Origin of the sequence: Pseudomonas sp. So3.2b, from assembly GCF_019464415.1 — a bacterium.
In the GTDB taxonomy this organism is placed as follows: domain Bacteria; phylum Pseudomonadota; class Gammaproteobacteria; order Pseudomonadales; family Pseudomonadaceae; genus Aquipseudomonas; species Aquipseudomonas shahriarae.
On the sequence record NZ_CP080494.1, the window covers coordinates 819,138 to 845,613 of the forward strand.

At 61.2% G+C, this 26,476-nt stretch carries 19 protein-coding genes, 2 tRNA genes and 1 pseudogene; 18 read left to right on the top strand and 4 right to left on the bottom strand.

All coding sequences use genetic code 11. The features are described from left to right. Nucleotides 1–42: 42 nt before the first annotated feature. Both K1X80_RS03570 and K1X80_RS03575 read left to right on the top strand, forming a co-directional pair. On the top strand, nt 43–1,332 hold the full coding sequence (locus tag K1X80_RS03570) for an adenylosuccinate synthase (protein ID WP_057437412.1): 1,290 nt from the start codon (nt 43–45) through the stop codon (nt 1,330–1,332). 139 nt (nt 1,333–1,471) lie between these two features. Beyond that, entirely contained in the window at nt 1,472–3,406 is a 1,935-nt protein-coding gene (locus K1X80_RS03575; RefSeq protein ID WP_220172661.1) for a methyl-accepting chemotaxis protein, read from the top strand. A 72-nt stretch (nt 3,407–3,478) separates the two neighbouring features. Here the strand turns inward: K1X80_RS03575 and K1X80_RS03580 are convergent, their stop codons facing one another. The 4 genes from K1X80_RS03580 to K1X80_RS03595 all read right to left on the bottom strand — a co-directional run bounded on the left by K1X80_RS03580 (nt 3,479) and on the right by K1X80_RS03595 (nt 6,566). Continuing rightward, the gene (locus tag K1X80_RS03580) at nt 3,479–5,044 is read right to left on the bottom strand and encodes an iron ABC transporter permease (RefSeq protein ID WP_220172662.1); all 1,566 of its coding nucleotides are present in this window, start codon (nt 5,042–5,044) and stop codon (nt 3,479–3,481) included. After that, entirely contained in the window at nt 5,044–6,069 is a 1,026-nt protein-coding gene (locus tag K1X80_RS03585; RefSeq protein WP_057958156.1) for an extracellular solute-binding protein, read from the bottom strand. Before K1X80_RS03585 ends, K1X80_RS03580 begins: the two co-directional genes overlap by 1 nt. Nucleotides 6,070–6,213: 144 nt before the next feature. Then, nucleotides 6,214–6,300 (bottom strand) — tRNA-Leu (locus tag K1X80_RS03590). A gap of 179 nt (nt 6,301–6,479) precedes the next feature. Further along, nucleotides 6,480–6,566 (bottom strand) — tRNA-Leu (locus tag K1X80_RS03595). Between the two features lie 224 nt (nt 6,567–6,790). On the opposite strand from K1X80_RS03595, the gene rnr reads away from it, so the two are divergent. From rnr to K1X80_RS03670, 16 genes and pseudogenes are all read left to right on the top strand, one after another. Continuing rightward, entirely contained in the window at nt 6,791–9,424 is a 2,634-nt protein-coding gene (gene rnr / locus K1X80_RS03600; RefSeq protein ID WP_057958157.1) for a ribonuclease R, read from the top strand. After that, nucleotides 9,421–10,176 carry a 23S rRNA (guanosine(2251)-2'-O)-methyltransferase RlmB gene (gene rlmB, locus K1X80_RS03605; RefSeq protein WP_057444490.1) on the top strand — a complete coding sequence of 252 codons (756 nt, stop codon included), beginning with the start codon at nt 9,421–9,423 and terminating at the stop codon, nt 10,174–10,176. The genes rnr and rlmB overlap by 4 nt, the downstream gene beginning before the upstream one ends. 324 nt (nt 10,177–10,500) lie before the next feature. After that, nucleotides 10,501–10,923 (top strand): 30S ribosomal protein S6, encoded by a 423-nt coding sequence (gene rpsF / locus K1X80_RS03610; protein ID WP_003217491.1) that lies wholly within the window; start codon nt 10,501–10,503, stop codon nt 10,921–10,923. 29 nt (nt 10,924–10,952) lie between these two features. Next, a complete protein-coding gene (gene rpsR, locus K1X80_RS03615) occupies nt 10,953–11,183 on the top strand; it encodes a 30S ribosomal protein S18 (RefSeq protein ID WP_003171373.1) in 231 nt (76 codons plus the stop codon). A 36-nt stretch (nt 11,184–11,219) separates the two neighbouring features. Then, the gene (locus K1X80_RS03620) at nt 11,220–12,113 is read left to right on the top strand and encodes a hypothetical protein (protein WP_057437422.1); all 894 of its coding nucleotides are present in this window, start codon (nt 11,220–11,222) and stop codon (nt 12,111–12,113) included. Nucleotides 12,114–12,131: 18 nt separating this feature from the next. After that, nucleotides 12,132–12,578, top strand: a complete 447-nt coding sequence (rplI, locus tag K1X80_RS03625) for a 50S ribosomal protein L9 (protein WP_003171376.1) — start codon at nt 12,132–12,134, stop codon at nt 12,576–12,578. Nucleotides 12,579–12,688: 110 nt separating this feature from the next. Next, entirely contained in the window at nt 12,689–14,086 is a 1,398-nt protein-coding gene (gene dnaB, locus K1X80_RS03630; RefSeq protein WP_017138451.1) for a replicative DNA helicase, read from the top strand. Between the two features lie 190 nt (nt 14,087–14,276). Then, nucleotides 14,277–16,580, top strand: coding sequence for a YgiQ family radical SAM protein (locus K1X80_RS03635; RefSeq protein WP_057958158.1), 2,304 nt, complete (start codon nt 14,277–14,279; stop codon nt 16,578–16,580). A gap of 220 nt (nt 16,581–16,800) precedes the next feature. Beyond that, the gene (locus K1X80_RS03640; RefSeq protein WP_057958159.1) at nt 16,801–17,718 is read left to right on the top strand and encodes a hypothetical protein; all 918 of its coding nucleotides are present in this window, start codon (nt 16,801–16,803) and stop codon (nt 17,716–17,718) included. Beyond that, nucleotides 17,718–18,170 (top strand): hypothetical protein, encoded by a 453-nt coding sequence (locus tag K1X80_RS03645; RefSeq protein ID WP_220172663.1) that lies wholly within the window; start codon nt 17,718–17,720, stop codon nt 18,168–18,170. Before K1X80_RS03640 ends, K1X80_RS03645 begins: the two co-directional genes overlap by 1 nt. Before the next feature lie 15 nt (nt 18,171–18,185). Next, nucleotides 18,186–18,347, top strand: a pseudogene (locus K1X80_RS28040) (NAD synthetase); the annotation flags it as partial. Then, a complete protein-coding gene (locus tag K1X80_RS03650; RefSeq protein ID WP_057958161.1) occupies nt 18,344–18,793 on the top strand; it encodes a hypothetical protein in 450 nt (149 codons plus the stop codon). The pseudogene K1X80_RS28040 and the gene K1X80_RS03650, both read left to right, overlap by 4 nt. Nucleotides 18,794–18,805: 12 nt before the next feature. Beyond that, entirely contained in the window at nt 18,806–19,249 is a 444-nt protein-coding gene (locus K1X80_RS03655; protein WP_220172664.1) for a hypothetical protein, read from the top strand. A gap of 252 nt (nt 19,250–19,501) precedes the next feature. After that, the gene (locus K1X80_RS03660; protein WP_120731413.1) at nt 19,502–22,786 is read left to right on the top strand and encodes a DUF2126 domain-containing protein; all 3,285 of its coding nucleotides are present in this window, start codon (nt 19,502–19,504) and stop codon (nt 22,784–22,786) included. A 194-nt stretch (nt 22,787–22,980) separates the two neighbouring features. Continuing rightward, nucleotides 22,981–25,467: a circularly permuted type 2 ATP-grasp protein gene (locus K1X80_RS03665; protein WP_057437433.1), complete on the top strand. Its 2,487-nt coding sequence runs from the start codon at nt 22,981–22,983 to the stop codon at nt 25,465–25,467. Next, nucleotides 25,467–26,357, top strand: a complete 891-nt coding sequence (locus K1X80_RS03670) for a transglutaminase family protein (RefSeq protein ID WP_115127263.1) — start codon at nt 25,467–25,469, stop codon at nt 26,355–26,357. Before K1X80_RS03665 ends, K1X80_RS03670 begins: the two co-directional genes overlap by 1 nt. The last annotated feature ends 119 nt before the right edge of the window (nt 26,358–26,476 follow it).

Sequence of the window (26,476 nt, forward strand, 5' to 3'; positions counted from 1 at the left end):
GCCAACGCCGGCACCAAGTTTGCGCGAATGAGGACAAGTGTTATGGGTAAGAATGTCGTAGTCCTGGGCACCCAATGGGGTGATGAGGGCAAAGGCAAGATCGTTGATCTGCTGACCGAACATGCTGCCGCCGTAGTGCGCTACCAAGGTGGCCACAACGCTGGCCACACCCTGGTCATCGATGGCGAAAAAACCGTCTTGCACCTGATCCCGTCGGGCGTACTGCGCGAAGGCGTGCAGTGCCTGATCGGCAACGGCGTGGTGGTTGCACCTGACGCCCTGCTGCGCGAGATCACCAAGCTGGAAGAGAAAGGCGTACCGGTGCGCGAGCGCCTGCGTATCAGCCCGTCCTGCCCGCTGATCCTGTCCTTCCACGTTGCGCTGGACCAGGCCCGTGAAAAGGCCCGTGGCGAGCTGAAGATCGGCACCACCGGTCGCGGTATCGGCCCGGCCTACGAAGACAAGGTTGCACGTCGTGGCCTGCGTGTGGGCGACCTGCTCAACATGCCGCGCTTTGAAGACAAGCTGCGTGAACTGGTGGATTACCACAACTTCATGCTGGTCGGTTACTACAAAGAGCCAGCCATTGAGTTCGACAAGACCCTGGCCGAGTGCAAGGAATACGCCGAGCTGCTCAAGCCGCTGATGCTGGACGTGACTGCCGAACTGCACGACCTGCGTCGCGCCGGCAAAGACATCATGTTCGAAGGTGCCCAGGGCTCGTTGCTGGACATCGACCACGGTACCTACCCGTACGTGACCAGCTCCAACACCACCGCTGGCGGCGTTGCGACGGGTTCGGGCGTTGGTCCGATGTTCCTGGACTACATCCTGGGCATCACCAAGGCCTACACCACGCGCGTAGGTTCGGGTCCGTTCCCGACTGAGCTGTTCGACGACGTCGGTGCGCACCTGGCCAAACAAGGCCACGAGTTCGGCGCGACGACCGGTCGTGCCCGTCGTTGTGGCTGGTTCGATGCTGTCATCCTGCGTCGCGCTATCGACGTGAACAGCATCTCGGGTATCTGCCTGACCAAGCTGGACGTACTCGACGGCCTGGAAACCATCAACATCTGCGTTGGTTACAAAGACGCCGAAGGTAATGATGTTGCCCCGACCGACGCTGACAGCTACGTGGGCCTGCAGCCTGTGTACGAAGAAGTGCCGGGCTGGAGCGAATCGACCGTGGGTGCCAAGACCCTGGAAGAACTGCCAGCTAACGCCCGCGCCTACATCAAGCGCGTTGAAGAGCTGATTGGCGCGCCGATCGACATTATTTCGACGGGCCCGGACCGCAACGAGACCATCGTTTTGCGTCATCCGTTCGCTTAATAAGCTGTTGATGTAAAAAGCAAAGGGTCCCTTCGGGGGCCCTTTGTCGTTTCTGCGGTGCGCACGGCACGACCCTTGCTATGTTTCTCTCTTTCGCGGTGCTATCAATTTAATGGCACCCGTGGTGGAGGGATTCCCGATGTCTGCCGTTCTCTCATTGTTACAAAGCCGGCTGTTGCGGCCGGTGTTCGTTACCCTTGGTATCGCTCTTTTGGTGCAAGTGCTGGTGGCGGTCGCCCTGACCCGGAGCACAGTCACGGCCCTGGAAGCCGATTTGGGCAAACGCCTGGGTGTGGACAGCCAGAAACTGTCGGGCGAATTGACCCAGGCCGGCAAGGAAGTGACGTCCAGCCTGGATAGCTTGTCGTCCAGCACCAGCGACCGCCTCACGGCCGGGCTTTCTGCGCGATTGAAGCAAGAGCAGCAGCAACTGCGTACGACCCTGGAAAAGGACCTGAGGGACTCTGCCAATGATATGGCGCAGTTGCTGGCCTCGGTTGCGCCCCGTGCAATGTGGGACAGCGATGTTCCTGCGTTGTCGGAGTTCGCTCGGCGTGCCCAGCGCAATCCCAATGTACTGTTTGTGGTGTATGACGACGCCACAGGCCAGCACCTGACTCGTTATTTGAACCGGGCAAACCCGATCAACAAGGCGCTCCTGGAAAAAGGCCAGGGCGACCGTGCGTTGGACAAAGTGTTGAGTGCTGCGAAAAGCGACCCTTCGGTGTACTACGTCGAAGCGTCCATCAGCCCCAATGGTGTAGAGATCGGCAAGGTGCTGATGGGGGTTTCCACCGCAGCGGTCGAGGCGGACCTGGCGGCGCTGGACCAGCGTTTTGCCGCGCTGATCGCCAGTGGCGGTCAATTGGTGGGCGACAGCCTCAAAGGCGCGGCGGCGGACAGTGCGGCGGCCATGGGTGCCCGTCTGCAGTCGGCGCAGGCCACGGCCACGCAAATGACCGCCAATACCTCCAGCGCCGTACAAGAGGCCGCGCAGGCCCTGCGCTGGCGTATCGGTCTGGGTCTGGCGGTGGTGGGCCTGGGTGTGCTGTTGCTGATTGCCGTGGTGCTGGGGCGGCGGGTGGTCAATCGCCTCAAGCTGCTGATCGCGGCCATGGATGATTTGGCGGCCGGTGACGGTGACCTGACCAAGCGTGTGCAGATCAACAGCAAGGATGAAATCGGCGCCATGGCTTCGGCGGTCAATCGGTTTGTGGATAAGTTGCAGCCCATCGTGCGCGAGGCGGGGGATGTGGCCCAGCGTACCGGCGTGGAAATCGGCGCGATGACCCTGCGCAATGCCGGCGCCGATGCCGCAGCAGGTTTGCAGCGTGATGAAGTGGCCGAGAGCCTGCGGGCGCTGTCGCAAATGGCTGACGAGGCCCAGGCCGAAAGCCATGCCATGCAAGCCGCGTTGCAGCAGGTGGTGGATATCCGTCAGGCCACGGATGAAAATTCCCGTACTTCGGCCGAAGTCGGCAGTTTGATCGAGGCCTTGGCCGGGCAGGTGCAGGCCGGCTCCAAGGTGATCGAGCGCCTGGCCCAGCAAAGCGAGCAGATTGAAGTGGTGCTGACGGTGATCCACGGCATTGCCGAGCAAACCAACCTGCTGGCCCTGAATGCCGCCATTGAAGCAGCGCGTGCCGGTGAAACCGGGCGGGGTTTTGCGGTGGTGGCAGACGAAGTGCGGGCACTGGCCAGTAAAACCCAAAGCTCTACCGGTGATATCCAGGCGCATATCGTGGCGTTGCAGCAAGGCGCGCGTGAGGCGGTGGAAACCATCGGCAAGGCCGGGCGCCAGGCCAGCGAGGGTCTGCTGGTGCTGCGCGAAAGTGTGCGCTTGCAGCAAACGGTGCAAGACTCAGTGGAGCAGGTGCATGCGGCGATTGGCCTGGCGACCCGGGCTGCCGAACATCAGGCCCAGGGCGCGCATGCGGTGCGGGGGCGGGTCGAGGTGATCCATACCCAGGCCGAGCGCGCAGCGCAGGCGGTGGTGGAAACCACGGCCAGTGGCAAGGTGCTGGATGGCTTGGCGGCGCAGTTGAAGGCCAGCCTGGGGCAGTTCCGGGCCTGAGGTTGGCGGCTCGGGCCTTATCGCGGGCAAACCCACTCCAATGTGGGAGCTGGCTTGCCTGCGATAGCGCTCTCAGCGGCTCAGATACATCCGTGTCGTGAGCAGGTAGACGGGCAGCCCCGACACCAGAATCAACAGCGCCGCATAAGGCGCCGCCGCCGCAAACTCCACATTCGAGGTGTGCGCCCACACCGCCGTGGCCAGGGTATTCAACCCGGTTGGACTGAGCAGCAAAGTCGCGGTCAACTCCTTCATCGCATCGAGGAACACCAGCGCAAACGCCGCGCCCAATGCCGGAAAGATAATCGGCAGGGTCACCCGGCAAAACGCGCTGAATGACGATGCGCCGAGGGTGCGGGCCGCCTCTTCCAGTTGCGGTGCAGCCTTGTTCAGGGCGGTACGGATCGGCGCCTGGGCCAGTGGCAGGAACAGCAGCGCGTAGGCGATCAGCAGCAACGCCGAGGCCTGATACAGCGCCGGCACGTAATGCAGGGCGAAATACACCAGGGTCAGGGCAATCACCAGGCCGGGCAGGGCGTGCAGCAAGTAGGGCAGGCGTTCGGCCCACAGCGCCAGTTGGCCTTTGTAGCGCACCACCAGAAGACCCACCGGTACGGCCAGCGCCAGGCAGAGTGCCGCGCCGCCCAGGGACAGCGCCAGGGAGGACAGCAGCGCCTCGCTGATCTCGGCTACCGGGAAGGCTGCTGAAGAACCCACGGCCAGCCAGTAGCCGAGCATCCCCAACGGAATGCCACTGCCAATGATCGCCAGCATCAGGCAGTACAGCTGGCCCAATGGCGCCCATCTGCCCAGTCGAACCTGTTCGGCATGCCGCGCCGCGCCTTGTCCGGTGCGCACATGCCGGCCCTTGCCGCGCACGCGCAGTTCCAGCCACAGCAGGGTCAGGCACATGACCAGCAGCACCGCAGACAGCATCGCCGCATTGGCGTTGCTGAACTCCAATTCGAACTGTTGGTAGATCGCCGTGGTGAAGGTCTGCAGGCCGATGATCGACAGGGCGCCGAATTCCACCAGCATATGCAAGGCGATCAACAGGGCGCCGGCCAGCAGCGACGGCCACAGCAACGGCAGGGTGATGCGAAAAAACACGCTCCAGCGATTGAGCCCCAGGGTGCGGGCCGACTCTTCCAGGGACGGGTCCAGGTTACGCAGGGTGGCCGCCACTGGCAGGAACACCAGGGGGTATTTGGACAGGGTCATGACCAGGATGGCGCCGCCCAGGCCTTCGAACTGGGCGCTCAGGGATACCCAGGTAAAGCTGCTGACAAACGCCGGCACGGCAAACGGCAGGCACAGGATTACGCCCCAGATCCGCCGGCCCGGCAGGTTGCTGCGCTCCAGCAGCCAGGCCAGGGACAGGCCGATCACCGCGCAGGCGACGGTCACGCCGACCATTAATGCCAAGGTGTTGCGCAGTAGCCCGAACACATACGGGCGCCACAGCAGATGCACAGCCTCGGCCCAGCCGGCTTGCCAGGCCTTGAGGCCCACATACACCAACGGCAGCAGGCTCAAGCCCACCAGTAAAAAGACCGGCAGCAGCAGCCAGATTGACGGGCGTTTGCGCCGGGGGCTAAAGCCGCCGCGCAAGGCGGGGGCAGATTGCGATGGGGTCATCAGTTCAAGCCAACGTCACGTTCCAGCTCCAGGGCTTCTTCGGCGTTGCCCAGGTCGGCGGGAGTGACTTTGGGCGGTTGCAGTTCGCTGAATGGCTTGAGGCCGCGGTTGGACTGCATGCCCTTGCGCAGCGGGTACTCGGCGGAGGTGTTGGTGATAACCCGCTGGCCTTCTTCGCTGGCCATGAACGCCAGCAGTTGCTGGGCTTGCTTGGGGTGCTTGCTGGATTTCAATGCCGCTGCTGCCGATACGGTGATCAGGCCGCCAGCATCGCCATCGGTGAAGTAGTGCAGTTGCGAATCCAGGTTGGTTTTTTCCTTTTTCAGGGCAAACCAGTAGTAGTTATTCACCAGCACCGTCGCTACTTCGCCGTTTTCCACGGCTTTGAGGGCGACCATGTTATTGCTGTAGACCTTGCCGAACGCGCGCAGCCCGGTCAGCCATTCTTCGGCGGCATCGCGACCATGCAGTTTGATGATGGCCACGGCCTGTTCCTGGAAGGCGCCGCTGGTGGGGACGAAGCCCACTTTGCCCTGCCACTCGGGGTTGGCGAAATCCAGTACCGACTTGGGTAGCTCTTCTTCCTTGATCAATTTCGGATTGAAGGCCACTACCCGGGTACGTGCGGTGACGCCCATCCAGGCGCCATTGGCGGCCACGTATTCCTTGGGCAGGACATCCAGGGTACTGGCGTCGATAGTGGCCAGCAGGCCTTGTTCGCCAAGTTTGTTCAGTGGTGGGGATTCTTCGGTGTAGATCACGTCGGCGGGGGAGCGCTCACCCTCTTCGACGACCTGGCTGGCCAGTTGGTTGCTGCTGCCCTTGCGTACATTCACATGAATGCCGGTCTTGGCTTCGAAGGCCTTGGCGAGTTCATCGCCGACTTCCTTGTGCTGGCCGTTGTACAGGGTCAGTTCAACCTTGTCGGCCGAGTAGGCGGTGGGAGAGAGCAGGGTCAGGCCGAGCAGAGTGATGGTCAGGCCACGCAGAAGGGATGTCTTGAGACGGATATCGCGGATCATCATCCGGGGTGTTCCTCACTTGAGTGCAACAAATCATTGCAAGGATAAACGATAAAACTTCTCAAGTGCGGGCGCAGCGGGAATTGCGGGTGGAGTTTTTAAACCCCGGAAACGAAAAAACCCGCTTTCGCGGGTTTGATCTGAATTTGGTGCCCAGGAGAAGACTCGAACTTCCACGACCTTGCGATCACCAGCACCTGAAGCTGGCGTGTCTACCAATTTCACCACCTGGGCATTATCAAGCAACGTTGCCGCTGTTGATGGGGCGAACTATACGGCGGGCTTTTTGATCTGTAAACCCCTGATTTGATTTTATAAATCAACTTTTGGGTTAAAAATCAAAGGGCTATAACGCAAAAACCCGCTTTCGCGGGTTTTTGTGAGACTCAAGGCGCAAACCTCAAGTTTTGAATTGGTGCCCAGAAGAAGACTCGAACTTCCACGACCTTGCGGTCACCAGCACCTGAAGCTGGCGTGTCTACCAATTTCACCATCTGGGCAGTATCTTCAACGTTGCCGTCGTCGATGGCGCGCACTATACGGAGTGGCTTTTGAGCTGTAAACCCCCGTCATCAAAAAAGCCTGGAAAATTTCGCAGGCGGTCACGCAAGGTGGTTTTGCGCGGCTATAAAACGCATTTGCGGGCTAGTTATTGCTTGAAATTTCCCGTTTCAATACGCGTATGCCAAACTAACCCACATATAGACAAGGTGAAAACTCTCTAATGGCCGATTGGCAGTCCCTCGATCCCGAGGCCGCTCGTGAAGCGGAAAAATATGAAAACCCTATTCCTAGCCGCGAACTGATCCTGGCGCATCTCGCCGATCGGGGTTCGCCTGCTAGCCGCGAGCAGCTGGTTGAAGAATTCGGTCTGACCACCGAAGACCAACTCGAAGCACTGCGCCGCCGCCTGCGCGCCATGGAGCGCGATGCACAGTTGATCTACACCCGTCGCGGCACTTACGCGCCGGTGGACAAGCTCGACCTGATCCTTGGCCGCATTGCCGGTCACCGTGATGGCTTCGGCTTCCTGATCCCTGATGACGGCAGTGACGACCTGTTCATGAGCCCGGCGCAAATGCGCCTGGTGTTCGATGGCGACCGCGCCCTGGCGCGCGTGTCCGGCCTGGACCGTCGCGGTCGACGCGAAGGCGTGATCGTCGAAGTGGTGTCCCGTGCCCACGAATCCATCGTCGGTCGCTACTTCGAGGAAGGCGGCATCGGCTTCGTGATTCCGGACAACCCGAAGGTCCAGCAGGAAGTGCTGGTGACCCCGGGCCGCAATGGCGCCGCCAAGGTCGGTCAGTTCGTCGAGGTGAAAATCACCCACTGGCCAACCCCGCGCTTCCAGCCACAGGGCGATATCGTCGAAGTGGTCGGCAACTACATGGCGCCGGGCATGGAAATCGATGTTGCGCTGCGCACCTACGATATTCCTCACGTCTGGCCTGAGGCTGTGCTCAAAGAAGCCGCCAAGCTCAAGCCGGAAGTCGAAGAAAAAGACAAAGAGAAACGCATAGATCTGCGTCATCTGCCGTTCGTCACCATTGACGGCGAAGATGCCCGCGACTTCGACGATGCGGTCTACTGCGAAGCCAAGCCCGGCAAGCTGCGCCTGTTCTCCGGCGGCTGGAAGTTGTTCGTCGCGATTGCCGACGTATCCAGCTACGTGAAGATCGGTTCGGCCCTGGATAACGAAGCCCAGGTGCGCGGCAACTCCGTGTACTTCCCTGAGCGCGTGATCCCGATGCTGCCTGAGCAGCTGTCCAACGGCCTGTGCTCCCTGAACCCGAAAGTCGACCGTTTGGCCATGGTGTGCGAGATGACCATCTCGAAAACCGGCGAAATGACCGACTACCAGTTCTACGAAGCGGTGATCCACTCCCAGGCCCGCCTGACCTACAACAAGGTCAGCACCATCCTGGAAACGCCGAAAACCAGCGAAGCCAAGGCTTTGCGCAGCCAGTACTCTGACGTAGTTCCACACCTCAAGCAGCTCTACTCGCTGTACAAGGTGTTGCTGGGCGCACGTCATGTCCGTGGCGCGATAGATTTTGAAACCCAGGAAACCCGGATCATCTTCGGTTCCGAGCGCAAAATCGCGGAAATCACGCCGACCACCCGCAATGACGCGCACAAGCTGATCGAGGAATGCATGCTGGCGGCCAACGTGGCCACCGCCGAATTCCTGAAGAAGCACGAGATTCCTGCGCTGTACCGGGTGCACGATGGTCCGCCACCGGAGCGCCTGGAAAAACTGCGCGCCTTCCTGGGCGAGCTTGGCCTGTCCCTGCACAAAGGCAAGGATGGCCCGTCGCCGAAGGATTACCAGGCTCTGTTGGCCAGCATCAAGGACCGTCCGGACTTCCACCTGATCCAGACCGTGATGCTGCGCTCCCTCAGCCAGGCGGTGTACAGCGCCGACAACCAGGGCCACTTCGGCCTGAATTACGAGGCGTATACCCACTTCACCTCGCCGATCCGCCGTTACCCGGACTTGCTCACGCACCGCGCCATCCGCAGCGTGATCCATTCCAAGCAGAACACCCCGCACGTCAAGCGCGCCGGTGCCATGACTATTCCGAAGGCACGGATCTATCCGTACGACGAAGCGGCCCTGGAACAGTTGGGCGAGCAGTGCTCCATGAGCGAGCGCCGTGCCGACGAAGCCACCCGTGACGTAGTGAACTGGCTCAAGTGCGAGTTCATGAAGGATCGCGTAGGTGAGTCGTTCCCAGGCGTGATCACCGCCGTGACCGGTTTTGGTCTGTTCGTCGAGCTGACCGACATCTACGTCGAAGGTCTGGTGCACGTCACCGCCTTGCCGGGTGACTACTACCACTTCGATCCTGTGCATCACCGCCTGGCGGGCGAGCGCACCGGTCGCAGCTTCCGTTTGGGCGATACCGTAGAAGTACGGGTCATGCGCGTCGATCTCGACGAACGCAAGATCGACTTCGAGATGGCTGAAAAAACCCTCGAAGCGCCGATTGGCCGCAAAAAACGGGGTGCCGAAACCACAGCGCCGGCGAAAAAAGGCGCTCCTGCGAAAGCTGCAGCGGCTGCCGAGCCTGCGCCGGCCAAGCCTGCGCGCCGCTCCTCGGCCAAGGAAAAGGTCAGCGACGCGTACCGCCCCAGTGATGCGGCGGCGAAAAACGCCGAGTTGCGCAAGAGTCGCGAGTTGAAGCAGCAGTTGCTCAACGAAGCCAAAAGCGGTGGTAAAGCGGCGTCTGGGGGAAAGTCCCAGGCCGCCGACAAGCCGTCGAGCAAACCGAGTAAACACCGTAAAGGCCCGCCAAAAGCGGGTTCGGCCCCTGCCAAGAGCGGCGGGTCGCGTAAACCTAAGGCCAAGTCATGAGTCTGGAAAAAATCTACGGCGTACACGCCGTAGAAGCGTTGCTGCGTCACCACCCCAAGCGCGTCAAGCAAGTGTGGTTGGCCGAGGGTCGTAGCGAGCCGCGCGTTCAAGCGTTGGTCGAGCTGGCCAACCAGAATAAAGTTGCCATCGGTCAGGCCGAGCGGCGCGAAATGGACGTCTGGGTCGAAGGCGTACACCAGGGCGTGGTGGCGGACGTGAGTCCGAGCCAGGTCTGGGGCGAGGCCATGCTCGACGAGCTGCTCGACCGCACCGAAGGTGCGCCGCTGTTGCTGGTGCTGGACGGCGTGACCGACCCGCACAACCTCGGCGCCTGCCTGCGTTCGGCGGACGCTGCCGGCGCGCTGGCGGTGATCGTGCCGAAAGACAAGTCGGCTACCTTGACCCCGGTCGTGCGTAAAGTCGCCTGCGGCGCAGCGGAAGTGATTCCGTTGGTGGCCGTGACCAACCTGGCGCGCACCCTGGAAAAACTCCAGCAGCGCGGCTTGTGGGTCGTGGGTACGGCGGGTGAGGCCGAGGTCAGCATCTATGACCAGGACCTCACCGGCCCGACCATCCTGATCATGGGTGCTGAAGGCAAGGGCATGCGGCGCCTGACCCGAGAGCATTGCGACTACCTGGTGCACTTGCCGATGGCCGGTAGCGTCAGCAGCCTCAACGTTTCAGTCGCGACGGGCGTCTGCCTGTTCGAAGCCCAGCGTCAGCGTGGCGCCAAGGCCAAGTCCAAGAAGTAATTTTGAGCCTGGCATAGATGCAAAATGTGGGAGCTGGTTTGTGTGGGAGTCGGGCTTGCCCGCGATGCGGGCACCTCGGTACATCAGTTGTACTGAGGTGATGCTATCGCAGGCAAGCCAGCTCCCACACAAGTCAGCTCCCATATTGGTTTTTGGTCAAATAATCACCAATTGCCTTGCGCCCTTTCTCCCCCTTCTCTACAATTGCGCCCCTTGCCTTCCCGGCGGGCACGCATGTGCCTCCCAGTGGCAAGATTCCTAAGTGTCATTCACTCCTTGTCTGACCGTTTTTGAGCGGCAGGCTACAACCCGTAAGGAGCATTCATGCGTCATTACGAAATCATCTTTTTGGTCCACCCGGATCAAAGCGAGCAAGTCGGCGGCATGGTAGAGCGTTACACCAAGCTGATCGAAGAAGACGGCGGCAAAATCCACCGTCTGGAAGATTGGGGCCGTCGTCAACTGGCCTACGCAATCAACAATGTTCACAAGGCTCACTACGTGATGCTGAACGTTGAGTGCACTGGCAAGGCCCTGGCCGAGCTGGAAGACAACTTCCGCTACAACGATGCAGTGATCCGTAACCTGGTCATCCGTCGCGAAGAAGCCGTTACCGGCCAATCCGAGATGCTCAAGGCTGAAGAAAACCGCAGTGAGCGCCGTGAGCGTCGCGACCGTCCTGAGCACGAAGGCGCTGAAAGCGCTGATAGTGATGACAGCGACAACAGCGATAACGCTGACGAGTAATCCACGGACCTTATTAAGGAGCCTATCAAATGGCACGTTTCTTCCGTCGTCGTAAGTTTTGCCGCTTCACCGCTGAAGAAGTGAAGGAGATCGACTACAAAGATCTCAACACTCTGAAAGCCTACGTATCCGAGACCGGCAAAATTGTTCCAAGCCGTATCACCGGTACCAAAGCTCGTTATCAGCGTCAGCTGGCCACCGCTATCAAGCGCGCCCGCTTCCTGGCCCTGCTGGCCTACACCGACAGCCACGGCCGCTGAGACCGGGCAGTCGACAAGTAGTAGGGGATTGAATGCATGCGCGCCTTAGCTGAGTTCATCATGCGCGGTCGTGTGCAGGCCACTCTGGTAGTGGCTGGATGTGCTGCATTGCCGTTGTTGTATTGGTTGGGTGCTGCCGCAGGAAGCCTTGTGCTGCTGCGGCGCGGTTTGAAGGACGCCCTGGGCGTTCTTGCCCTGGGGTTGCTGCCGGCCTTGATCTGGTGGCTGCAATTCGACGACCCACGGGTACTTCTGGTACTGCTGGGGTCTTCGAGCCTTGCGTTGGTTTTACGCGCAAGTGAGTCCTGGGTCCGTACGCTGCTGGTCAGCGTGGCATTGGGAGTGGTGTATTCAGTGGTGCTTGGCGCGGCTTTCCGCCCGCAAATCGAGGCGCTGTCGCAGGAGTTGGTAAAAATCCTGCCACTGGCCCTCGGGGATCTCTACCAGCAATTGTCGGTAGATGAGCGAGCGCGCATGGCCACACTGATTGCTCCGGTCCTTACCGGCCTGATAGCGGCACTGTTGCAGATCGTCAGTGTGCTGAGCCTGATTCTTGGGCGCTACTGGCAGGCGTTGTTGTATAACCCGGGTGGTTTTGGTCGCGAGTTTCGCAGTATCAGAATCCCCGCAGGACCAGCGATGTTGCTGCTGGCGTGCATGCTTGTAGGGCCGAACTTTGGTCCGCAAATGGCCATGTTGACGCCGTTGTGCAGCGTACCGCTGGTGATTGCCGGGCTGGCCCTGATGCATGGGCTGGTGGCGCAAAAGCGCCTGGCCAAGTTCTGGCTGGTGGGGTTGTACGTGACGCTGTTGCTGTTTATGCAACTGATCTATCCGTTACTCGTGGTCTTGGCCATTGTCGACGGCCTGATTGATTTTCGCGGTCGTCTGGCGCCGAAAGACGCCGATAACGCGAACGGTGAAGGTTAAAAGTTAGAGGATTTTCACATGCAACTGATCCTTCTGGAAAAAGTCGCCAACCTGGGCAACCTGGGCGACAAAGTAAACGTTAAGGCCGGCTACGGTCGTAACTACCTGCTGCCATACGGCAAAGCTACCGCTGCAACCGCTGCCAACCTGGCTGCGTTTGAAGAGCGTCGCGCTGAGCTGGAAAAAGCCGCAGCAGACAAGAAAGCTTCGGCTGAAACCCGTGCTGCCCAACTGGCCGAGCTGGAAGTGACTATCACTGCCACCGCCGGTGACGAAGGCAAGCTGTTCGGTTCGATCGGCACCCACGACATTGCTGATGCACTGACCGCCTCCGGCGTTGAAGTGCAGAAGAGCGAAGTTCGTCTGCCGAACGGCACCATCCGCAACGTAGGCGAATTCGACGTAGCCGTGCACCTGCACGCTGAAGTTGAAGCCACCGTACGCGTTGTCGTGGTAGCAGCTTAAGTAGCACCTAACTGACTGGCACCTCGCGTGCCAGGCGGTTAACATCGGGCACGATCCTGTTTACAGGTCGTGCCTTTTGTTTTTTTCACACCCCCTAATTCCAAGTGGCCATGAACGATATTTCAGCTCCTGAGCAATACGATCTGCAAACCGCTGCCCTGAAGGTGCCGCCGCATTCCATCGAGGCCGAACAGGCCGTGCTCGGTGGCTTGATGCTGGATAACAACGCCTGGGAACGTGTGCTCGATCAAGTCTCGGACGGTGATTTCTATCGGCATGACCACCGCTTGATCTTCCGCGCCATTGCCAAGCTGGCCGACCAGAACTCACCGATTGACGTGGTGACCCTGGCCGAGCAACTGGACAAGGAAGGCCAGACCTCGCAAGTCGGTGGCCTCGGCTACCTCGGTGAGCTGGCAAAAAACACCCCGTCCGTCGCCAACATCAAGGCCTATGCCCAGATCGTGCGCGAGCGGGCGACCCTGCGCCAGTTGATCGGCATCAGCACCGAAATCGCCGACAGTGCCTTTAACCCTGAAGGTCGCACCGCCGCCGAGATCCTCGACGAAGCCGAACGGCAGATCTTCCAGATCGCCGAGGCCCGCCCGAAAACCGGCGGCCCGGTCAGCGTCAACGACCTGTTGACCAAGGCCATCGACCGTATCGACACCTTGTTCAACACTGACAACGCCATCACCGGTATTTCCACCGGCTACACCGACCTCGACGAGAAGACCAGCGGCCTGCAGCCGTCCGACCTGATCATCGTCGCCGGCCGTCCATCCATGGGTAAGACGACCTTTGCGATGAACCTGGTGGAAAACGCCGTGTTGCGTAGCGACAAGGCCGTGCTGGTGTACTCCCTGGAGATGCCAGGCGAATCGCTGATCATGCGTATGCTCTCGTCCCTGGGCCGGATCGACCAGACCAAAGTGCGTGCCGGTCGCCTGGAAGACGACGACTGGCCGCGCCTGACCTCGGCGGTCAACCTGCTCAACGACCGCAAGCTGTTTATCGACGACACCGCCGGTATCAGCCCGTCCGAGATGCGTGCGCGTACCCGGCGCCTGGTGCGTGAGCACGGCGATATCGCCCTGATCATGATCGACTACCTGCAGTTGATGCAGATCCCCGGCTCCAGCGGCGACAACCGGACCAACGAGATTTCCGAAATCTCCCGGTCCCTCAAAGCCCTGGCCAAGGAATTCAACTGCCCGGTGGTGGCGCTGTCCCAGCTCAACCGTTCCCTGGAGCAGCGTCCCAACAAGCGCCCGGTGAACTCCGACTTGCGTGAATCCGGAGCGATCGAGCAGGACGCCGACGTGATCATGTTCGTGTACCGCGACGAGGTGTATCACCCGGAAACCGAGCACAAGGGCATTGCCGAAATCATCATCGGCAAGCAGCGGAACGGGCCGATCGGCTTTATCCGCCTGGCGTTCATCGGTAAGTACACGCGCTTCGAGAACCTGGCGCCGGGCAGTTATAACTTCGACGACGACGAATAGTTTCCAGCGTCTATAAGGGCCCTATCGCAGGCAAGCCCGCCCGCACATTTGAAAGCATTCACCATTCAAGTGTGGGGGCGGGCTAGCCCGCGATGGAGTCAGCACAATTCCGACCATTACCGTCGGAATTGGTCAAATTTTGTGCTATATTCCGCGCCCGCGATTTTTCATCTCAACACCGGTCACCGTCATGCAAACAGCCAAGCCGTTATTTGACTATCCCAAGTACTGGGCCGAATGTTTCGGTCCAGCGCCATTCCTGCCCATGAGCAGGGAGGAGATGGATCAGCTTGGCTGGGATTCATGCGACATCATCATCGTCACCGGTGATGCCTACGTGGACCATCCTTCGTTCGGCATGGCGATCATTGGCCGGCTGCTGGAGTCCCAGGGCTTCCGCGTCGGGATCATTGCCCAGCCCAACTGGCAGTCCAAAGACGACTTCATGAAGCTCGGCGAGCCGAACCTGTTCTTCGGCGTCGCGGCCGGCAACATGGACTCGATGATCAACCGCTACACCGCCGACAAGAAAATCCGCTCCGACGACGCCTACACCCCTGGCGGCATGGCCGGTAAACGTCCGGACCGTGCGAGCCTGGTGTACAGCCAGCGTTGCAAGGAAGCCTACAAGAACGTGCCGATCGTGCTCGGTGGCATCGAAGCTTCCCTGCGCCGCATCGCCCACTACGACTACTGGCAGGACCGGGTGCGCAACTCGATCCTGATCGACGCCACCGCCGACATCCTGTTGTACGGCAACGCCGAGCGGGCGATTGTCGAAGTTGCCCAGCGCCTGTCGTGGGGCCACAAGATCGAAGACATCACCGACGTGCGTGGCACCGCGTTCATTCGCCGTGACACGCCAGCGGGCTGGTACGAAGTGGACTCCACCCGTATCGACCGCCCGGGCAAGGTCGACAAGATCATCAACCCGTACGTGAATACCCAGGACACCCAGGCCTGCGCCATCGAGCAGGAAAAGGGCCCGGTTGAAGACCCGGAAGAAGCCAAGGTCGTACAGATCCTCGCCAGCCCGCGCATGACCCGCGACAAGACCGTGATCCGCCTGCCATCGGTGGAAAAGGTCCGTGGCGACGCAGTGCTGTATGCCCACGCCAACCGCGTGTTGCACCTGGAAACCAACCCAGGCAACGCCCGCGCCCTGGTGCAGAAGCACGGCGAAGTGGACGTGTGGTTCAACCCACCGCCCATTCCCATGACCACCGAAGAAATGGACTACGTGTTTGGCATGCCTTACGCCCGTGTCCCGCATCCTGTGTACGGCAAGGAAAAAATCCCGGCCTACGACATGATCCGCTTCTCGGTGAACATCATGCGTGGCTGCTTCGGCGGCTGCACCTTCTGCTCGATCACCGAGCACGAAGGCCGGATCATCCAGAACCGTTCCGAAGAGTCGATCATCCGCGAGATCGAAGAGATCCGCGACAAGGTCCCAGGCTTCACCGGGGTGATTTCCGACCTTGGCGGGCCGACCGCGAACATGTACCGCATCGCCTGCAAGAGCCCGGAAATCGAATCCGCGTGCCGCAAGCCGTCCTGCGTGTTCCCGGGCATCTGCCCGAACCTGAACACCGACCACTCGTCGCTGATCCAGCTGTACCGCAGCGCCCGTGCCTTGCCGGGTGTGAAGAAGATTTTGATCGCTTCCGGCCTGCGTTACGACCTGGCCGTGGAGTCGCCGGAATATGTCAAAGAGCTGGTGACCCACCACGTCGGTGGCTACCTGAAGATCGCCCCGGAACACACCGAGGAAGGTCCGCTCAACCAGATGATGAAACCGGGCATTGGCAGCTATGACAAGTTCAAGCGCATGTTCGAGAAGTACACCAAGGAAGCGGGCAAGGAGCAGTACCTGATCCCGTACTTCATCGCCGCCCACCCCGGCACCACCGATGAAGACATGATGAACCTGGCCCTGTGGCTCAAGGGCAATGGCTTCCGCGCCGACCAGGTGCAGGCGTTCTACCCGTCGCCAATGGCCACCGCCACCGCGATGTACCACTCGGGCAAGAACCCGCTGCGCAAGGTCACCTATAAGAGCGACGCGGTGACCATCGTCAAGAGCGAAGAACAGCGCCGTCTGCACAAGGCGTTCCTGCGCTACCACGACCCCAAAGGCTGGCCGATGCTGCGTGAAGCGCTGACCCGCATGGGCCGCGCCGACCTGATCGGGCCGGGCAAGGATCAGTTGATTCCGCTGCATCAGCCGTCCACCGACAGCTACCAGAGCGCCCGTCGCAAGAACTCGACGCCGGTGGGCAGCCATAAGGTCGCCAAGGAAACCACCACCAGGATCCTCACCCAGCACACCGGCCTGCCGCCTCGTGGCAGCGACGGCAGCAACCCGTGGGACAAGCGCGAACAAGCCAAGGCCGCGGCCATGGCCCGCAACAAGCAGGCGGCTAAAGAGCGCACCGACGCGGCCAAGGGCAAAGGCAAGAAGCCTGCGCGTAAGCCGGTCGTACCGCGTTGATCGCAGCCTGAAATGCAAAACGCCAGCCTCGTGCTGGCGTTTTGCTTTCTAGCGGGTGGGAAACCTGTTTGTTAAGGTGGCGCCCATTGAATCGCCTTCGCGAGCAAGCCCGCTCCCACATTCGACCGCATTCTCATGCTGGAACTCGGTCAACTGTGGGAGCGGGCTTGCTCGCGAAGGCGCCAGTTCAGACACCACCTATTTCAAGGAAGAACACCCCATGAGCAACCCCTTGCTCAACATCGGCATGGACTCCAACCGCTCCCAGTTCATGGCGCGCCAGCGCATCGAAAGCCAGATCAACCTGCCACGGCTGTTCGCGGCCATCGACGCCGACCCCGGCATCGTCGGCGCAGGGGTGGTGTATATCGACGCTGACTTCAATGTCATTACCCTGCGCGAGTTCAAGCCGATCTGCAGCATCAAGCCCAAGCGCATCATTTTGCGTGAGGCGCAGAGGTACATTTCGCCGGCGCAGTTTGCCAATCAGGTGGCTAACAACCCGCGTGAGTCCCGGTTGGTGGGCGAAGCAGTCAATACGACCCTGTCTTGTGCGGGCGCAATCCTCGGTTGGATTGTTGTGTTCAGCGGTACAGTCGCCGTGCCTTTCACGGGTGGCGCGAGCCTGGTGGTGGCGGGCATCGGTGCGACGGCTGCAGCGGCCAGTACTGCGCAATGTGTCGTCGGGGGGGTGAGAACTATCAACGAACTCAATGACCCGGCAGCCAACGACGATATGGATAGCGAGGACTGGTATCGCTATGCAATGCCGGTATTGGACGCCGCTTCACTGCTGGGTGCCGGCGCCTCTACTCTGACCACTCTTCGGCTGCTGCAGGCTCGAAAGGTGACCACTGGCAGAAGTTGGTACGAGTTGTCCAAGGGGTTGACCCGCCAGCAACGCAAGGCGCTCACCAAAGAGTTGCTGAGCCTGAAAGATCCAAGACTGAGCAATAAACTCTTGAAACTGCGCCAGCGCTCCGGTCTGCTGGCCAAGCGCTATTCAGCTAGCGAGATCAATCACGCTACTGTGACGCAGATCAGAGACTCCCTCGGGGCTGCCGTTGGTCTTACCGGGAGCGCTATATCAGGCAACATTCGAACGATTGCAGTTGGCCTCTATGAGGAGGTTGAGTGATGGATCGTCCTGGTTCATTAAGAGCTTTTTTGGCGCAATATTTTCCAGCGTTTATATGCGCGTTCTTCCTTGCCTGCTTCTCTCTCTCTGCCGCTATTTCATTGGCATCAAGTACATTTTTTCGCAGTGACCCAGAGCGGGCGCGTTACTCTTTTCTGGCGGCAGTTTTCTTGGGCTTGCTCTTGGCGTTCAGCCATTTCGTCATGATCAGAGGGCGAGAATGGGGGGCTTGGGCTATCGCAGCCTTCTACGTTGTATGTTTGCTGGTCGTGTTGCCAACCTATAGCTATCGGCCACATATGGCAGCGTATGTAATGGGGCTGCTGTTTCCGTTGGCGGGGTTGCTGTTGCTCAATAGTCAGCGTCATCGGGAAATGCGACAGAAACTCGTCGAGCTGCGCCATCTGCGCCATCTGCGCCAGGCTGCGACCGCAAAGTACAAAAAACGGTGATTGTGCAGATTCACTAGCCGTGAACTCCCCAAGCGTTTCGCGCCTACCGAAGTCAAGCATGCAACAGTCACGCAAATTAAGGATGCCTTGGGTGCTGCGGTCGGTTTTACCGGCAGTGCGATTTCGGGGAATGTTCGGACTGTTGCTGTAGGCCTGTACGAAGAGATTGAGCAATGAATGAGATTCCCAGCATTCGTAGTTTTCTGTCGCAGTATTTTCCGGTCTTTATGGGGGGGATATTCGCGTCCATTTTTACGTTGGTATTTGCAGTTCCGTTGTTTTTCGACAGCTATTTTCAGGACCTTCCCATGGAGGACAATGCAAAGTATTCGTTCCTGGGTGGCATCGCGCTCACTTTGGTGGTGGTGCACTGCAATTTCATGATTGCTCGCGGGCGTCCGCAATGGGTGCGGCCGCTGGCGGTGCTCCTGGGGTTGTGCTTCCTAGGTGTGTTGCCCGCCATCCGTGATCAGCAGCATCCGTTGATCTATAGCTTGAGCTTATTGTTCCCACTGCTGGGCTTGCTGTTGCTCAATAGTCAGCGCCATCGCGAAATGCGCCAGCGGCTGCTCGAAATACGCCACCTGCGCCAAGCCGTAATCGCAACGCGCAAAAAGCGTTGATGGGGTAAGCGAATGAACGAGTTAATGACGCTACGCGACTTTTTCAGGCAATACTTTCTGACGTTTCTGGGTGGTGTATTCGCTGCGTATTTTTCGTTGGCATTGGCTGTTGCGCTGGCGTTCGTCACTTATTTTCGTGATGTGCCGCTGGCTCAAGTGGGGCTCAAGATCATGTTGGTCGGGGCGCTGCTCATTCTGTTGACGGTCCATAGCAACTTTATGATTTTGCGGGGCCGACCCTCCTGGGTGTGGGTGATGGTCGGTATCTACCTCGCCTGTCTAGTGTTTGTAGTTCCAATGGTTCAGTACCAGCCTCATAAAGTTCTCTATGGGTTGGCGCTGTTATTCCCATTCCTTGGATTGTTGACACTTAACAGCAAGGTTCAACGAGAGATGCGTACAGAACTCGTTGGAATCCGTCGCATTCGGCAGTCTGTCAAATCAACCGCTAGATAGAGTAGTCGCATGTGAAGGCGTTGCCTTCGATAACCGGTTTCAACGCAACGCGCAAAAAGCGCTGATTGGGTAGATTCACCACTGCGCCCCGCACTTGCGCCACAAATATGTGCAACCCTCGCACCACGACGGCCGCTCTCGCGCCGTTTTGGTGCTGTACTGCACCGGCTCCCTCGATAAAGCGCAATGACCGCCGCTCTGGCATAAGTCTTGCGCGCTTTGTGTTCATGCTCTGGCTCGCAGGAGGCCGCCGTGTCGATTCATGTCGCGTTGCACCATGTTACGCATTACCGTTACGACCGCGCTGTGGAGCTTGGCCCACAGATTGTGCGTCTGCGACCGGCGGCCCATAGCCGCACGCGGATCCTGTCCTACGCGCTGAAGGTGCTGCCCGAGCAGCATTTCATCAATTGGCAGCAAGACCCCCAGGGCAATTACCTGGCGCGCCTGGTGTTCCCGGAAAAGACCGATGAGCTGCGTATCGAGGTCGACTTGGTCGCCGAGATGGCGGTGTTCAATCCGTTCGACTTTTTCCTTGAGCCCTACGCCGAAAAAATTCCCTTCAGCTACGCCGCCGACGAGCAGCGAGAGCTGGCGCCGTATCTGGAAACTCTGCCGCTGACGCCGAAGTTTGCTGCGTACCTGGCCGGTATTGACCGCACGCCGCTGCCGGCCGTGGATTTCCTGGTCGGCCTCAACCAGCGCCTGGCGGCGGATATCGGCTACCTGATCCGCATGGAGCCGGGCGTGCAAACCCCGGAATTCACCCTCGAAAACGCCTCCGGCTCGTGCCGCGACTCGGCCTGGCTGCTGGTGCAGCTGCTGCGCAACCTGGGTTTGGCGGCGCGGTTTGTCTCCGGTTACCTGATCCAGTTGACCGCCGACGTCAAAGCCCTCGACGGGCCCTCCGGCACCGAGGTGGACTTCACCGACTTGCACGCCTGGTGCGAGGTGTATTTGCCCGGCGCCGGCTGGATCGGCCTGGATGCCACCTCCGGTCTATTCGCCGGTGAAGGGCATATCCCATTGGCCTGTAGTCCCGATCCATCGTCTGCCGCCCCGATCAGTGGGCTGGTGGAGCCGTGCGAGTGTGAGTTCACCCACGAAATGTCGGTGGAACGCATTTGGGAAGCCCCTCGGGTGACCAAGCCCTACACCGAAGAACAATGGCTGGCGATCCAGGCCCTGGGCCGGCAGATTGATAGCGACCTGCTCAAGGACGATGTGCGCCTGACCATGGGCGGCGAACCGACCTTTGTGTCCATCGACGACCCCGACGGTGCCGAGTGGAACACCGCTGCCCTGGGCCCGGACAAGCGCCGACTGTCCGCCGAGCTGTTCCAGCGCATGCGCAAGCACTACGCGCCCAAGGGCCTGGTGCACTTCGGCCAGGGCAAGTGGTACCCCGGCGAGCAATTGCCGCGTTGGTCGCTCAATTGTCATTGGCGTCGGGACGGTGTGCCGGTTTGGCACAACGACGCGCTGATCGCCGACGAGCAGCAAGACTACGGCGCGGATGAGGTCATGGCCGGGCGCTTCCTGGCGAGCATTGCCGAGCGCCTGAAGCTCCCTGCGCGCTTTGTATTCCCGGCCTTCGAGGACAATTTTTACTACCTGTGGCGCGAAGGTGCCTTGCCACAGAACGTCAGCGCCCAGGATTCACGCCTGGAGGATGAGCTGGAGCGCGAACGCCTGCGCAAGGTGTTCAGCCAGGGCCTGGATAAAGTCATCGGTCATGTGCTGCCCCTGGCGCGCACCGCAGCCAATGATCGCTGGCAGAGCGGCCGCTGGTACCTGCGTGACACCCATTGCCGGCTGGTGCCGGGGGATTCGCCGCTGGGCTATCGCTTGCCCCTGGCCTCGCAGCCCTGGGTGACGGCGGCAGATTACCCCTTTGTGCACCCCACCGATCCCAATCAAGATCTGCCGGCGCTGGCCATCAGCGCGTCAGCCCCGGGCGAGCCGGCCCCCAGCGACGAGCGTGTACCCAAGGTCGACGAGTCTGCCGACTGGCTGACCCGCACCGCCTTGTGCGCCGAAGCGCGGGGAGGGCGGCTCTACCTGTTTATGCCGCCCCTGGAGCGGGTCGAGGATTACCTGGAGTTGGTGACCGCCATCGAGGCCACCGCCCAGGAACTGCATTGCCCGGTATTGCTGGAAGGCTACGAGCCGCCGAGCGACCCGCGCCTGAGCAACTTCCGCGTGACGCCAGACCCAGGCGTGATCGAGGTCAACGTGCAGCCGTCCGCCACCTGGGACGAACTGGTGGAGCGCACCGAGTTCCTCTATGAAGAGGCCCGGCAAACCCGCCTGACCACCGAAAAATTCATGATCGACGGGCGCCACACCGGCACCGGCGGTGGCAACCACTTTGTGCTGGGTGGGGCCACGCCCAAGGATTCGCCGTTCCTGCGCCGCCCGGACCTGCTGCGCAGCCTGATCAGTTACTGGCATAACCATCCGTCGTTGTCGTACCTGTTTTCCGGGCTGTTTATCGGCCCGACCTCCCAGGCGCCACGGGTGGATGAGGCGCGCAATGACGCGTTGTACGAACTGGAAATCGCCTTTGCGCAGATGCCCGCGCCAGGCGAGGAATGCCCGCCGTGGCGGGTGGACCGCTTGCTGCGCAACTTGCTGATCGACGTCACCGGCAATACCCACCGCGCCGAATTCTGCATCGACAAGCTCTACTCGCCGGACGGTGCTACCGGGCGCCTGGGCCTGCTGGAGCTGCGCGCCTTTGAGATGCCGCCCCATGCACGCATGAGCCTGACCCAACAGCTGCTGCTGCGCGCCCTGGTGGCGCGCTTCTGGCGTGAGCCCTACGCGCCGCCGAAGCTGGCGCGCTGGGGCACGGAGCTACACGACCGCTTCCTGCTGCCGCACTTTATCGAGCAGGACTTTGCCGACGTGATCGTCGAGCTCAACGCCGCCGGTTATCCACTGCGCGCCGAGTGGTTCGCGGCACACCTGGAATTCCGTTTTCCCAAGGTCGGCGACTATGCCGTCAGCGGTATCGAGTTGGAACTGCGCCAGGCCCTGGAGCCCTGGCATGTGCTGGGCGAAGAGGGCGCGGCGGGCGGTACGGTGCGCTACGTGGATTCATCCCTGGAGCGCTTGCAGGTAAAACTCAGCGGCCTGGCGCCGCAGCGCTATGTGCTGACCTGCAACGGGGTGGCGGTGCCACTGCACGCCACCGGCCGGGTGGGGGAATTCGTCGCGGGCGTGCGTTATCGCGCCTGGCAACCGGCCAATTGCCTGCAGCCGACCATCGCGGTGCATGCACCGCTGGTGTTCGATTTGCTGGATACCTGGATGCAACGCTCCCTGGGCGGCTGCCAATACCACGTGGCCCATCCGGGTGGGCGCAATTACGACAGCTTGCCGGTGAATGCCAACGAAGCGGAAAGCCGGCGCATGGCGCGGTTTTTCCGCCTGGGTCACAGCCCGGGCAAATTGCCGGTGCCGGCGATGGTGATCAACGATGAACTGCCAATGACCCTGGATCTGCGGCGGTTCCCCAATAAAAATGACTAAACACAACCCCACCTGTAGGCGCGGGCTTATGTGGGAGCGGGCTTGCCCGCGATGACCGAGTATCAGCCAGGACATGCATTGGCTGACGCACTGCTATCGCGAGCAAGCCCGCTTCCCCACACGGCCAGTTTCCACAGAGGATTTGCAGTGTTTGTTAGGTTAATCTGGCTTCCCTTGCCCCTGCCGAGCGTTCCATGTCCGACTTGCTCGACCGTTACCCGCTGACTGCGGGCACCTATCACGAACTGCTGGATGGCAGCGGCGCGGTGCGCGCCCATTGGCAGCGCCTGCTCGACCACCTGCAGCGCAGCACCCCGGCGCAACTGGCCCAGCGCCAGGCGTTGCTGACGCGGCAGATCCAGGAAAACGGCGTGACCTACAACGTCTATGCCGACCCCAAGGGCGCCGACCGCCCATGGGAACTGGACCTGCTGCCCCATGTATTGGCGGCGGATGAGTGGGCGCACTTGTCGGCAGGCATTGCCCAGCGTGCGCGCTTGCTCAATGCGGTGCTGGCCGACCTGTATGGCCCGCAACGCCTGATTGCCGAAGGCTTGCTGCCGGCAGAACTGGTGTTTGGGCATAACAACTTCCTCTGGCCGTGCCAGGGCATCCAGCCGCCCGATGGGGTGTTCCTGCACCTGTACGCGGTGGACCTGGCGCGCACCCCGGATGGCCGCTGGTGGGTCACGGCAGACCGCACCCAGGCGCCCTCCGGCGCCGGTTATGCCCTGGAAAACCGCACCATCGTCTCCCGTGCCTTCCCGGATTTGTATCGCGACTTGCAGGTGCAGCACCTCACCGGGTTCTTCCGCACCCTGCAGGAAACCCTGGCCCGCCAGGCGCCCGGTGATGACCAGCCGCCGCTGATCGTGCTGCTGACCCCGGGGCGCTTCAATGAAAGCTATTTCGAACACCTGTACCTGGCCCGCCAGCTTGGCTACCCCTTGGTAGAAGGCGGCGACCTGACCGTGCGCGACAGCACGGTGTACCTCAAGACCCTCAGCGGCCTGCGCCGCGTGCACGCGATCATGCGCCGCCTGGACGATGATTTCTGCGACCCCCTGGAACTGCGCACCGACTCGGCCCTGGGCGTGCCCGGCCTGCTGGATGCGGTACGCCAGGGCAATGTGCTGGTGGCCAATGCCCTGGGCGCCGGCGTGCTGGAGTCCCCTGGACTGTTGGGTTTCCTGCCGAAGATCAATCAATTTCTGTTTGGCGAAGAACTGATCCTGCCGTCCATCGCCACCTGGTGGTGCGGCGAGGCCCCGGTACTGGCCGAAGCCCTGGAAAAACTGCCGGAGTTGCTGATCAAGCCGGCGTTTCCTTCGCAAAGTTTTGCCCCGGTGTTTGGCCGCGACTTGAACAACGAACAACGCCAGGCCCTGGCCGAACGCATGCAGGCGCGCCCATACGCCTACGTGGCCCAGGAGCTGGCGCAGCTGTCCCAGGCGCCGGTCTGGCACACCGTGGATGATCATCTGCAACATCGCGCCATTGGCATGCGCGTGTACGCGGTGGCCGGTGAGGATGGTTACCGGGTGCTGCCGGGCGGCCTGACCCGCGTGGCAGCCCACGCGGACGCCGAAGTGGTGTCTATGCAACGTGGCGGGGCGAGCAAGGACACCTGGGTGCTGGGCGAGCGGGCCCCCGGTGGCGAGCAATGGCGTGCGCAGCGGGTGATCGGCACCCATGACCTGGTGCGTCGCGACCCCTACCTGCCTTCGCGGGTGGTGGAAAACCTGTTCTGGTTCGGCCGTTACTGCGAGCGCTGCGATAACAGTGCGCGCTGGCTGCGTGTGGTGCTCGCGCGCTATGTCGATGGTGACGACCCGCTGGCCCTGCAGGCCGCCGTAGAACTCGGTGAGAGCCTGCGCCTGCTGCCGGAGGAGGGCGAGTTGCCCGAGCGCCTGCTGCAGGCCCTGCTCGGTGATGACTGGCCGTCGAGCCTGCGCGCCAACTTGCAGCGCTTGCAGTGGGCGGCATCCCAGGTGCGCGGCAAGCTGTCCCGGGAGAACTGGCAGGCTCTGGTGGAGTTGCAGCGCGAAGCCCTGGAGCTGGAGCGCGAGACGCCGGATTTTGGCGAGCTGCTGGATTTTCTCAATCGCCTGGTGATGTCGCTGGCGGCCTTGTCCGGCTTTGCCCTCGACGACATGACCCGCGACGAAGGCTGGCGCTTTTTGATGATGGGCCGGCGCATCGAGCGCCTGCAGTTTCTCAGCAGCAGCCTCGCGGCCTTCCTGCGTGGCGTGGCGGTGTTCGACCAGGCCGGGCTGGAGTGGTTGCTGGAGTTGGGCAACAGCAGCATCACCTACCGCTCGCGTTACCTGGCAGTGCCGCAATTGATTCCGGTGCTGGACCTGTTGCTGCTGGATGAACAGAACCCCCACGCGGTGGTGTTCCAGCTCAAGCTGGTGAGTCGCACCCTGCGTCGCCTCAACGATGACTTCGGCGTGCCTCGGGAGACTGGGCTGGCGCCGCTGGTGGAGCGCCTGTCGCGCTTTGACCTGGGTTGCCTGGAGAACCCGTTGTTTGGTGACGCCAGCGTGCGCGCGGCCCTCGACGGCCTGGCGGACCTGTTGCAGGCGGTCGCCGATGAAAGCGGGCAAGTCTCTGATCGCCTGGCCCTGCGCCATTTTGCCCATGTGGATGATGTCAGCCAGCAAACGGTGTCTGTGTAATGAGCGCGCGCTATCAGATTTTCCACGATACCCATTATCACTACGACAGCCCGGTGTCCCTGGCCCAGCAACTGGCGCACTTATGGCCGCGCCCGTGTGCGTGGCAGCGCTGCACTTCGCGGCAACTGGAGATCAGCCCCGAGCCGACGGCGCGCCGTGATGAGCTGGATGTGTTTGGCAATCCGATCACCCGGCTGGCGTTCGAGCGGCCCCATGACGAATTGCTGGTCAACGCCGGCCTGACCGTGGAGGTTTTGGCCCGGCCTGTGCTGGATTTCAACCAGTCACCGCCCTGGGACCAGACCCGCAACCGCCTGACCTACAGTGGCCAGCCGTTGTCGGCAGAGGCGATCGAGGCGTGCCGCTATCGTTTCGAATCGCCCTACGTGCATTTGAAGAAAAACTTCGTCGATTTTTCCGAGAGCTGCTTTCCGGCTGGCCGGCCGCTGTTGCTGGGCGTGCAGGCGTTGATGGAGAAGATTTTCAGCGAGTTTACCTTCGATGCCGAAGCCACCCAGGTCGCCACGCCGCTGGTGGAGGTGCTGGAGCGTCGACGGGGGGTGTGCCAGGACTTTGCCCACCTGATGCTTGCCTGCCTGCGCTCACGGGGCCTGGCGGCGCGTTACATCAGTGGCTACCTGCTGACCCAGCCCCCGCCCGGCCAGCCACGGCTGATCGGCGCTGATGCGTCGCACGCGTGGGTGTCGGTGTTTTGCCCGTTGTCGGGCTGGGTGGATTTTGATCCGACGAACAATGTGCAGCCGGCACTGGAGCACATCACCCTGGCCTGGGGCCGGGATTTTTCCGATGTCTCGCCGTTGCGCGGGGTGATTCTGGGAGGGGGCAGCCATGACCCGGAAGTACGGGTGACGGTGATGCCGCTGGAATAACCGATGCGGTGTGGCCAATGCTCCCGTGGAGAGCAGGCCGCTGTGGCGAGCGTGTGCTGTGGCGAGGGCGCTTGCTCCCGCTGGACTGCGTAGCCGTCCCAGTTCTGGGACCACTTCGC